This is a genomic window from Cohnella soli (assembly GCF_042655525.1).
GTDB classification, from domain to species: domain Bacteria; phylum Bacillota; class Bacilli; order Paenibacillales; family Paenibacillaceae; genus Cohnella; species Cohnella soli.
Genome location: NZ_JBHSMI010000028.1, coordinates 168,621 through 179,411 on the forward strand (window position 1 = coordinate 168,621; position 10,791 = coordinate 179,411).

The 10,791-nt window shown below is 50.4% G+C and carries 8 protein-coding genes; 7 read left to right on the forward strand and 1 reads right to left on the reverse strand.

Translation table 11 applies throughout. The features are described 5' to 3' along the window. Nucleotides 1-116: 116 nt before the first annotated feature. Together ACFPOF_RS17050 and ACFPOF_RS17055 are read left to right on the forward strand one after the other, a co-directional pair. A complete protein-coding gene (locus tag ACFPOF_RS17050) occupies nucleotides 117-1,871 on the forward strand; it encodes an S-layer homology domain-containing protein (RefSeq protein ID WP_378134751.1) in 1,755 nt (584 codons plus the stop codon). A gap of 16 nt (nucleotides 1,872-1,887) precedes the next feature. Continuing rightward, on the forward strand, nucleotides 1,888-4,503 hold the full coding sequence (locus ACFPOF_RS17055; protein WP_378134753.1) for a hypothetical protein: 2,616 nt from the start codon (nucleotides 1,888-1,890) through the stop codon (nucleotides 4,501-4,503). Nucleotides 4,504-4,558: 55 nt separating this feature from the next. On the opposite strand, the gene ACFPOF_RS17060 is transcribed toward ACFPOF_RS17055, so the two are convergent. Continuing rightward, complete coding sequence (locus ACFPOF_RS17060; protein ID WP_378134755.1) at nucleotides 4,559-5,272, reverse strand: GntR family transcriptional regulator; 714 nt, start codon at nucleotides 5,270-5,272, stop codon at nucleotides 4,559-4,561. Between the two features lie 265 nt (nucleotides 5,273-5,537). On the opposite strand from ACFPOF_RS17060, the gene ACFPOF_RS17065 reads away from it, so the two are divergent. The 5 genes from ACFPOF_RS17065 to ACFPOF_RS17085 all read left to right on the forward strand — a co-directional run. Beyond that, the gene (locus ACFPOF_RS17065; RefSeq protein WP_378134757.1) at nucleotides 5,538-6,854 is read left to right on the forward strand and encodes a 6-phospho-beta-glucosidase; all 1,317 of its coding nucleotides are present in this window, start codon (nucleotides 5,538-5,540) and stop codon (nucleotides 6,852-6,854) included. A 131-nt stretch (nucleotides 6,855-6,985) separates the two neighbouring features. Continuing rightward, on the forward strand, nucleotides 6,986-8,056 hold the full coding sequence (locus ACFPOF_RS17070) for a stalk domain-containing protein (RefSeq protein WP_378134759.1): 1,071 nt from the start codon (nucleotides 6,986-6,988) through the stop codon (nucleotides 8,054-8,056). A 42-nt stretch (nucleotides 8,057-8,098) separates the two neighbouring features. Continuing rightward, nucleotides 8,099-8,626 carry a DinB family protein gene (locus tag ACFPOF_RS17075; protein ID WP_378134761.1) on the forward strand — a complete coding sequence of 176 codons (528 nt, stop codon included), beginning with the start codon at nucleotides 8,099-8,101 and terminating at the stop codon, nucleotides 8,624-8,626. Between the two features lie 294 nt (nucleotides 8,627-8,920). Beyond that, on the forward strand, nucleotides 8,921-9,469 hold the full coding sequence (locus tag ACFPOF_RS17080) for a DoxX family membrane protein (protein ID WP_378134763.1): 549 nt from the start codon (nucleotides 8,921-8,923) through the stop codon (nucleotides 9,467-9,469). 316 nt (nucleotides 9,470-9,785) lie between these two features. Continuing rightward, nucleotides 9,786-10,791 (forward strand): RNA-guided endonuclease InsQ/TnpB family protein (locus tag ACFPOF_RS17085; RefSeq protein ID WP_378134765.1); only part of this gene is annotated, 1,006 nt, incomplete at its 3' end.

Below are 10,791 nucleotides of genomic sequence, written 5' to 3' on the forward strand. Positions count from 1 at the left end.
ACAATTTGTTATAATCATAAATAATAAAGTTAGCAAATGTTACTACATATCGACGAGGGGGCCGGCTGGGGAGCACAATGAATGTAATCGCTTACTTATTCGAGGGAGGAACGAACGTGAGAAAAACGCTGAAGAAAAGCATCGCGATTGCGATGGCGTCGACGATGGTGCTGACTTATGGTCAAGCAGCGGGAGCGGCAGACATAACGAAAGAAACGATTCCGGCATGGGCTTCTGCGGAAATGGCGTCTTGGAAACAACTCGGTTTGCTGAAAGGGGATGCGAACGGTCTCATCCATCCGAACGATGCCGTAACGAAAGCTCAATTCCTCGCTTTCGTAAATCGGGTATTTAATTACACGGCAACGAGCGGCACGTCGTTTAAGGATGTACCCGCAACCGCGTGGTACGCCGCGGACATTGCCAAAGCTTCTGCAGCAGGCATCGTGCTCGGAGACGCCCAAGGCAATGTAGCTCCATTGGAAATATTGACTCGGGAAAAGGCAGCAATCATTCTGAGCCGGGTATTCGAAGTCGCTTCGTCGACCGGATCGGGCGTTAAATTCACGGATGACGCCAGCATATCGGCGTGGGCGACGGAAGCCGTATATGCGATGAAAGATGCCGGATACGTCTCGGGGACTGCAAACGGTGCGTTCCAGCCGAAGAAAGCATTGACTCGCGCCGAAGCCGTGAAAATGATCAATAACGTCATGGGAACGCTGATCGCGGACTCTTCCGAGCATGCGGACGTCAAAGGAAACAACGTCGTTGTCAACACGGCCGGCGGCAGCTTGGCCAATGCGACGGTCTCTGGCAACCTGTACATTACCCCTGGTGTCGGCGAAGGAGATTTCACGATCGAGAATTCTCAAATCGCCGGTACGGTGTACGTACTTGGCGGGGGAGAACACAGCATTATTTTCAAGAACAGCAAAGCCAAGAAAGTGAAAATCAACAAACCGGCCGGACCTCTCCGTTTGCTGCTTAGCGGTAATTCAGCCGCGGACGGCATCGAGATTCTCTCGAGCGCCACGGTCGTCAACGAATCGCCGAATCCGATCGGCAGCCTGCTAGTGTCGTCCGGTTCCGGCGATACCGTCAACGTGACTGGGAATGTGTCGGATCTGTCCATGAACAGCGGAGGCGCGCTGAATATCGGAGAATCGACCATCTCCAGATTGATTTTTACAAAGCAGGCCAAAGAAAGCAAAGCGAAGCTCGATAAAAAAGCGAAAGTCGGAAGTTTGACCGTAGACGCGCCTGCTTCGATTACGGGCGAAGGTACGGTGAGCGATGCGACGATCAACTCGGACGGCGTAACGCTGGATCCCGTGCCTGGCAAGCTGACGCTCAACGCGGACAGCGCTACGGTTGGCGGCAAGGAAGTAAAGAAAGGCTCCGTAGGGGCAATCGGCGGAGGCGGCGGCGCGCCGGATATGAGCACGAAGCTGTACGATTACGCGACGGTGCTTTCGACGTTTGCGGATACCGGTGCGCAAGGCAACGTGAAGCAGTATATCAAGTTTATGCAGGATCCGACGTATAAGCCGTCAATCGCAAACGAAATGACTTATGTTCCCAACCTCGTAAATGCGCAGACTTTCGTGAACCAAAGCTTTACTGTTAAACCGTCCATTTTCCCATCCATGAGAGGAATTAACACGTCCGTTCTCGACTCGAATAGGAATCAACTGTGGATCGGTACCGATAACGGCGTTACTAAAATCAATTTAACGAACAACGAGATGACAGCGTATACGAAAGAAAACAAGCAACTGTCGGATGATCGCGTACTTCTATTGATTTCCGATGGAGGCACCGGGGTGTTCGCTATTACAGAAACCGGCGTTTCTTATATCCGACAATAGGGAGGAAATTGGATCCATGATGAAATCGACTAAAAAGACGATGCTGGGAGCTCTTGCCGCATCCTTATTGCTCACTCTGCCCGTTTCCCAGGCTTACGCCTCTGCAGGGAAGCCGGTTAACGCGCAGTACTCTGCGGTCCAGCTAAAGGCTACGCCAACGAAACATATGACTTACTTTAAAGCCGGGGACAGCACGATCCCAAACAACATTGTGTGGGTAACGACGAAGACGGATCTCACTTTCCTACCGGCTGCGGTGACAGCTGACGTCACTAGCGTTGTGAAAGATGCGGACGGCGTTTTCTGGATCGGTACCGAGCACGGCTTGCAACGAGTTAACTTCAAGGAAGCCGACGCGAGAGATATCGTCCAGTATTTGGCGGGGCCTCAATACCTCTACGGCGGCGATGATCATATTTTGGGATTGGCCAGCGATGGACAGGGTGGAATCTGGGCGAAGACTGCCACGGGCGTGACGCATATCGCGATGCCGAAGAAGACGTTGTATGAAAAATCGTTCATCTATGAAAAGTTGATCGCGCCGGTTAACGATCGGTTCGGGATGGTAACGGGGACGGGGTTCACGTTCACGGAGACGAATCCTGCCGTTACTTCCGTCGATTATAGTTCTCCTACGGGCGTTTTCACAGGTCATCCTTCCACCGCAGATAACGATGGTTTATGGACAGCCATGTATGCGCTGGGCGAGATCTTCCGCTATTCGACGTTGAAGAGCGACTATGGTCCGAACGCGACGCAAGAGCAATTGGACGAGATCGCAACTGCGAAAAGAGCGGCGTTAAGAGCGACGAAAGCCGTGTTATTGCTGGATTACGTTTCCGGGCGGGGGAACGGCTACCCTGCTCGCTCCTACATGCTTACGAGTGAGTTCGGCGCGCAGACGACAACGGGTGACGATTACGGATTTCAACCGTACGAAAACGGCTTCTGGTTCCATCATGTCGTAGGCCCGGACGCCGTTAATCCGAACGGCATCATTCCAAGTTTGAAACGGACCGACGTTACTCCGATCGGCTATTCGATCGCGAGAGTTACGAGAGATTCCCTGACGAAGAAAGGTTCGACTTTGTTCCCGTCGGGCGGCACGGATGTTATGAATTACAATGGCATCGCGCTTAGTCAAGCTGCGATTGATGCCCTGAACGAGACGCGTCCCGTCGGGCAAAAGCTAGGCATAGACATCAAGACGAATGTGGGCAAGACGAGTAAGCCAGTCTATCAAGTGTTACCTGTAATCACAGCGAACACCAATAATCAGCTGGCAGATGAAGATAAGACGACAAGCAGCACGAATCGCCCTTTATTCCAGTTGACGTCTCCAGTGTATGAGCAAATTCCGAAGTTTTTCAACGATTTGCTTCCGCAAATCGTCGATCCAGTTACTGGATATATCGATATGAATAAAATCGTCTATAAGGCGGATACGTCTTCCGACGAGATCGCCGGCCACTCCGCATTATTCTTTGCCGCTTATAAGTATCTTTGCGATGATCCTGCGGATACGGTTACGAATGAATTAAAGAGCCTGATCGCTAAGGCTTCGGACCGTTTGACCAACCTGATTTTGGCCGACGATCACTACTATATCGAGGATGCGACGGGCAAATCCACGCAATGGTCGCGATGGTTGGCGCAGTACTTTAACGATAGCCTGACCGAAATGAAAAGCAACCCTCTATGGACGTTAAAGATCGGAGTGGATGCCGACGGCGAAGACGCTTTGTCTTACGGATACGAAGACGGGCCTTTGAATGCTCTCGGTGTGATGGGACTTCTCAAAACCGCGATGTACGTTACAGCGGAAGAATATCCGGATGACCAGGCCAAGTTCGGCGTGGCATATAACTTCGCCTTCGACGGCGACTATAGCACGGAAGGACCATTCCGGAACGGCAAAGGTTATATCAAGCTGGCCAACGAGTACGTTGAACGCCGATTGGTTCGCCAAGCGACGAATGCGTACGGCAATAACGATAACCAAGTCGTGACAAAGGAAAACCTGAAATATGCTGATCTTCCGGACAATGCCACGCCCAAGGAGAAACTGAAAAAACTGCAAAAAGACTCGAATACCAACGGAGCCTTGCACCAGGATTGGACGCAGTATATTAACTATTCCGACGAAGAGCTCGGCTGGTTCCCAGTATTCCAACTCGTAATGTTGGAACAAGATCCGATTAGACGGGAGCAGATCGTAGCGGCCTACGATCAATGGTATTCGAACGAAGTACGCGAGGAAAATCCGTTCTACACGTTCCTCTACCAAATCGCGCATCCGGAAAAGACGAATGTGGATTTGGCTTCGGCGGTCAGATTCTTGTACCGTATGCCGGAATATCGCATTATTTTCAAATCGCAATACGATCGTCAAGACGTGTTCTATATCGAACCGGGCGACCGTGACGAATACACGCAAACGAATTATGCGCTTGCTCCAGATGAAAGACTGATTATCAAAAACAACAACAATCCGTTCGAAACGATCGAAGGCGAATATTCCGTGGATCCTAACTTTAATTACAAGGTTCAGGGCGAATTGGAGAGCGCTACCGTGTTTACCCTCCCTTACTGGATGGGACGCTACTTCGGCATCATTAAGGAAGCGCAGTAAACGAAAGGACAACAAAAAAAGAGGGGTTCGCCCCTCTTTTTTACGTCCCTTTATTCTAGAAAAACCGTTCGATCGTATAGTTGGGGAAGTCTCCCCGGAAGACGCCGAAGCTGTATTCGAGCGGCGTGTTATCGGATAAATAAGTGAAGGTTTTGATTTGCAGGCAAGGCGATCCTTCCTTGACGTGAAGCAGCTTCTTGGCCGTTTTGTCCGCGAGGATCGGCTTTAGCTGTTCGACGGCTCGATGGACTTTGAGATTGTATTTCGACTCTAGGAATTCGAACAGGGAACCGTCCTTGTAATCGTTGATCAACCCCGGCGCCATGCTCCAAGCGATGTGGGTTCTCTCGTAGAGGAGAGGCTCGTTGTCCGCGTACCGAACTCTGAGCAGTTGATTGATCGGAGCGCTGGGAGGGATGTGGAGGAACTCATCGAGTGGAGACTCCGCCGGAATGACTTTAGCTTCCAGCAGCTTGCTTCGAGGCTCCTTGCCCTGCATCAGCACGTCTTCGGTAAAGCTGCGCGTCTGAATCAACTGGAGCTCTTTGCGCTTGATGAAAGTCCCGCGCCCTTGCACACGTTCCAGAATGCCTTGAAATTCGAGTTCGTTCAAGGCGAGTCGAATCGTGGTGCGGCTCGCATTGTATAAAACGCATAATTCGGCTTCAGTTGGCAATTTCTGACCAACACTGTAAACGCCTGTTTGGATTTGCTTAAGGATCTTCTCTTTGATGTTAAAATACAAGGAACTGGTTTGACGCTTTGTCACTACAAATTTCCCCCACGAGTAGAATTTTCTCTATTATAACATAGCCATAAGCGGTGTAAAAGTAAGTCAAATTCGATTTGTATCGCTTATGTATAGGTTATTACAAATTAAAGCAAACGGAAAAACCATTAAGTGATTATTTGTGACAACCAATCTCTTACAGGTCTTTCAGTGTATCTTTTTTTGACATTTTTCGTTGACTATTTGTTATATCAAAAATTATAATTTAATAAAAGGTTATAACAAAATAAAAGGGCTGATGCAGATGATTCAGAACAAAAGGTTAAAGGTAGCGGTGATCGGGGGAGGCTCGTCGTATACGCCCGAATTGGTTGAAGGGTTAATAAAACGTCAAGGCGAATTGCCAATCAAGGAGCTTTATTTGGTCGACGTGGAATCGGGTCGTGAGAAGTTGGAGATCGTTGGCGCGCTCGCGAAGAGAATGGTGGAGAAGGCGGGAGCGGACATCAGCGTTCATCTGACTTTGGACCGCAAAGAAGCGATCCGAGGCGCAGATTTCGTAACGACGCAATTAAGGGTCGGCCAATTGGAAGCGAGAGGGCGTGACGAGCGCATTCCGCTGAAATACAACTGCATCGGTCAGGAGACGACCGGGGCCGGCGGTTTCGCCAAGGCGCTCAGGACGATCCCTGTTATTTTGGATATTTGCAGGGAGATGGAGGAACTGGCTCCTAACGCGTTCTTGCTGAACTTCACGAATCCGGCGGGGATCGTTACGGAAGCCGCGCTGAAATACAGCAAAATCAAAACGATCGGGCTCTGCAACTTACCAATCGGCTTAAAGATGCAAATCGCCGAGTTCTACGACGTGGAAGCCTCCAAAGTCGATATTGAGATGATCGGCATCAATCATCTTAACTGGACGACCCGCATAATCGTTGATGGTGAAGATGTGTCCGAAGCGTTCCTGCTCAAGGCAGCGGGGGCGAAAGGGTTAACGATGAAAAACATCTCCGATCTCGAATGGGACGGAACATTCCTGCAATCCCTTGGGGCGCTGCCTTGCAGCTACCACCGCTATTACTATATGAGGGACGCGATGCTGGCCGAGCAACTCGAGGATCTGAAGACCGAAGGGACGAGAGCGGACGTCGTCAAAAAAGTCGAAGCGGAGCTGTTTGAGCTCTACAAGGATCCCAATCTGGCGATCAAACCTCCTCAGTTGGAACAAAGAGGCGGCGCGTACTATTCGGAAGTTGCCGTTAACCTCATGACTTCCATCTATAACAATAAGAAAGACATTCAGACGGTAAACGTGAGAAACGGAGGAATCCTTCCTTTCCTTCCGGACGACGCTTCTATCGAAGTTAATTCGATTATCGACGCGCAAGGAGCGCACCCGATTCAGGTCACTACTCAGGTCGGTCCGGAAATTCGAGGCCTGATGCAAGTGGTGAAAGCTTACGAGCAACTGACCGTCGAAGCTGCGGTTCATGGGAATGCGAAAGCGGCTTTGCAAGCGTTGACTATCCATCCGTTAGTTGGCAACGCGGAAACCGCGCAAGCGATATTGAACGACATTTTGGAGCAAAACAAATCGTTTCTTCCCCAGTTTGTTTAACGGCTGATTTCGGTGCGATTTTCACAAAATATTCGTTACGGCAGTGAACAAGTCTGGTCTCCGCTACGTCTATATGAGAGCAGGCACCCCTCGAGGGAAGGCCAGACATCATGCCGGGAGGAATGAAGTACATGAACAACACGAAAATGCGCCGGAAGACGCGCCAAGCTCTGACACTGACGGTCGCCGCCGCGCTGCTGTGCGCGCCGCTGCTTGCCGGAGCGGACAAAGCGAGCGCTGCGTCCTCTTATAAAATCATTAATCAACCGATTGAAGTAAACGGAACGCAAAGCAATATTGCGGCGATTGACCTCGACAGCTCGAGATATATCGCTCTTCGCAGCTTAAACAAGACAATCGGGCTCACAACGAACTGGGATAAGTCGACGAACGTCGTGACCGTGACGGGCCGCGGGCGTACGCTTACGCTCGATCTGAAAAAAGGAATAGCCACGATGAACGGCCAATCCCTCTATCGGCTGAGCCCGGTCGTGCAAAATGACACGACCTATGTGCCTCTCCGCTATTTGCTCGAGCAGATGGGGTATGGCGTCTCGTACGATCCTGCCACGAAGCGGATCGGCATCGAAGCGATCGAAGAAAACAACTTGAAAATCTCGACCGCCACGATTGAGAAAAGCTCGAAAAAATACGATCTTGTCGTCCACTATCCAGTACTGTCGGGCTATGCGAACGAAGATGTTCAGAGCAAAGTTAATGCCGTGCTGAAGAAGGACGCGGAGCTTCAGGCGAAAGAAGGGCAGACGTCGCTGGAGGAGCCGCTCAACGACAGTTCGTTCGAGCCGACCAATCCGTACGCGTTCGAGGGCGATTACACGATCACCTATAACGAGAAGGGCAAGTTGAGCTTGTACGTCGATTACTATATTTACACGGGCGGCGCTCACGGTTCGACGGCGCGGACGACGTATACGTTCGATCTGGCGACGGGCGATCTGATCTCGCTGAAAGACGCGGCAGGCGGGAACTCCGACTACGTAAACATCATTAACGCGAAAATCAAAAGCGATATCAAAGCGCGTGGCCTGGGACTGATCGAACCGTTCAAGACGATCGAGCCGGACCGCGATTACTTCCTGAAACATAACGGTATCGTCGTCTATTTCGGTCAATACGAGTATGTGCCTTACGCGGCGGGCATGCCGGAATTCGAAGTGCCGTTCTCCTCCTTCGTGAAGTAGTAGAGCGTCGCATCATAGCTGCGTCAACTGGAGGAATCTCTCATGATCAACATGGACAACATCTATCTGATTAAGGACATTCCCGGATATACGCCGCAAGTCGGCCGACTACTGTCCATGATGAATTATGCGAGGTATACGACGTTGGCGGCGGTAAAGGATTTAACGGTGGACCAGCTTGATTTTCTCATGGATGCTCAAAGCAATTCGATTGGGGCGTTGCTAGCGCATTTTGCGGCCGTCGAATACGCCTATCAAATCGAAACCTTCGAAAAGCGCGACTTAAACGAAGAAGAAATGGCCATCTGGGGACCGGCACTGGATTTAGGGGATTCGGGTCGGGAGAAAATCAAGGGGAATGACCTCGCCTTCTACCTGCACCAATTGGAAGAAGTCCGAAACCGCACCTATGAACTGTTTAAGTCGGTTAACGATGATTGGCTGCACATGGAGGAAGAGTTCTGGCACGGCAAGCAGGCGAACCATTATTTTATGTGGTTTCATGTGTTCGAGGACGAGATTAATCATCGGGGACAGATTCGATTGATCAGGAAGCGGATGGGTGTGTAGCGGCATTTGCGGATACGTGCATCATTCTCGTTGGACAGGAAGCATCCTGCGCAGTTTGCGCGGGATGTTTTTTTTCGCAGAGAGATGAATTCCTCTAATATTGTGATTTAAATCACAATCATAATTCGCAAATGGATTTACAATAAAGACATGAAAGAGAGATCAACCAACAAGGACGGTGATCCCGATGTCAGCGAAACGATCTCACACATCGGTGAATAGGACGATACAGTCCAACGGATAATCGGAATATAACTTAAAGGCTCCACCAATTCCAATTAGGGAGTGATTAAGATGATGAAACTTTGGAGAGAACACCGCATAGCGGCGGTAATCATAACGATCGTACGGTTTGTTGTCGGGTATGCGTGGTTGACGGCCGGGTGGCACAAGCTTACCGGAGGAACCCCGTTTAACGCAGCGGGTTTCCTGAACAACGCCATTAACAACCCGATCGTAGACAAGGCGACAGGCCAGGCGGTCTACCCAACCTACCAAGCTTTCCTTGAACACTTCGCTCTTCCGAACGTCAAGATTATCAACGTCATGATTCCATGGGGCGAGTTTCTGGTAGGGCTCGGACTTATCCTCGGCACCTTGACGCTCACCGCCGCATTCTTCGGGCTGCTGATGAACTTCATGTTCCTGTTCGCCGGCACCGTAAACACGAACCCTTGGCTGCTGCTGCTCGGTATGCTGGTGGTCGTCGCCGGAACGAACGCAGGCCGCTTCGGACTTGACCGTTACGTGCTCCCGCTCCTTCATAAGGGCACTGATCGGCTGTTCCACCGCAAACCTAAAAACCCGGCAGCGGGAGCCGGAGAAGGGGCACTGGCCAAATAGCTTATCATAAACAAAACATCGGGGGCCTCCTCAGGGGAAGGCACCCGGTGTTTTGACGTTTCCGAATCGTTGAAGAGGGGACACAAAGCTCCAACTTCCGGTACAATAGAGGCGTTACAGAACTTTAGTCGAGAAAGCCCTTGGCTTTAGGCTTGGAATGAATCGACAATAGGACATGGGCTGTCCGCAGGCCAGCTTAATTGTCCTACATTGTTGCTGTTCTCGTTTTATGCAGTAGCCAAGACGACATCATTTTGTCACAACTCTTTCGATGCGAACATTTGTTTGGTATAATGTTTCCGAGGGAGGTGAATAGATGCAAACTGTAACGGTTCAGATTCGCATATTTCCCGTCGAGTCCGCATTGTTGCGCGAACATGGGGCAGCTTATATCGACACCGTAAACGTACTCACCATGCAAGCAGAATGTGCCGGGACATTCCCCAAACTAACATCAAAAGACATTCGAGCTAACCTGCCTTCAGCGATACGGAATCAAATCATTCGCGATGCAAGAAGCATCCATAAGAAAACGAAAAAGCAAGGGAAACGTCCGATCTTAAGGCGTAGAGCCTACTACGTGAACAATCAAAATTATGCGATTGACGGCAGCACAGTCGCATTCCCGGTCATGATGGATGGGAAAGTACAGCGGCTCAGGGTCGCATCCCGTATGACTGAACGTGGGAATCACCTTCTGACAAGCGGAAAATGCGGGCTTTTAAAGGTCGTCGAGAAATCGGGAAAATGGTACGTCCAGGTTTCCGTCGAAATGCAAAACGGACAAGCGGTCGGCGATGCAACGATGGGTGTTGATCTGGGATTGAAAGTGCCGGCAGTCATGGTCACATCCACAGGTAAAACCCAGTTTGTCGGGCGCGGCAGACAAAATAAGTATATCCGCCGCAAATACAATTCGCGTCGAAGGAAGCTGGGGAAACTGAAGAAACTGTCAGCCATCCGCAAGCAACGAAACAAGGAACAGCGCTATATGAAAGACCAAAACCACAAAATCAGCCGGCAGATCGTGAACATGGCGAAAGAACAACAAGTATCGGTCATCAAGGTCGAGAAACTGACGAACATTCGCCAGACGACAAGAACAAGTCGTAAAAACGCTAAAAACCTGCACAACTGGTCGTTCTATCAATTGCAACGATTTATTGCATACAAAGCGGCATTAGCAGGTATTCGGGTGATAGAAGTAAATCCTGCCTATACCTCGCAAACGTGCCCGATATGCGGGAAGCGAAACAAAGCGATTGACCGAATGTACAGGTGTTCATGCGGGTTTCATGCGCACCGTGATCGGGTTGGAGCGA

What these genes read in the sequence shown, in the direction of transcription:
- ACFPOF_RS17055 (WP_378134753.1), top strand. Translation starts at nt 1,888, where the DNA reads ATGATGAAATCGACTAAAAAGACGATGCTGGGAGCTCTTGCCGCATCC.
- ACFPOF_RS17065 (WP_378134757.1), top strand. Translation starts at nt 5,538, where the DNA reads ATGATTCAGAACAAAAGGTTAAAGGTAGCGGTGATCGGGGGAGGCTCG.
- ACFPOF_RS17070 (WP_378134759.1), top strand. Translation starts at nt 6,986, where the DNA reads ATGAACAACACGAAAATGCGCCGGAAGACGCGCCAAGCTCTGACACTG.
- ACFPOF_RS17075 (WP_378134761.1), top strand. Translation starts at nt 8,099, where the DNA reads ATGATCAACATGGACAACATCTATCTGATTAAGGACATTCCCGGATAT.
- ACFPOF_RS17080 (WP_378134763.1), top strand. Translation starts at nt 8,921, where the DNA reads ATGATGAAACTTTGGAGAGAACACCGCATAGCGGCGGTAATCATAACG.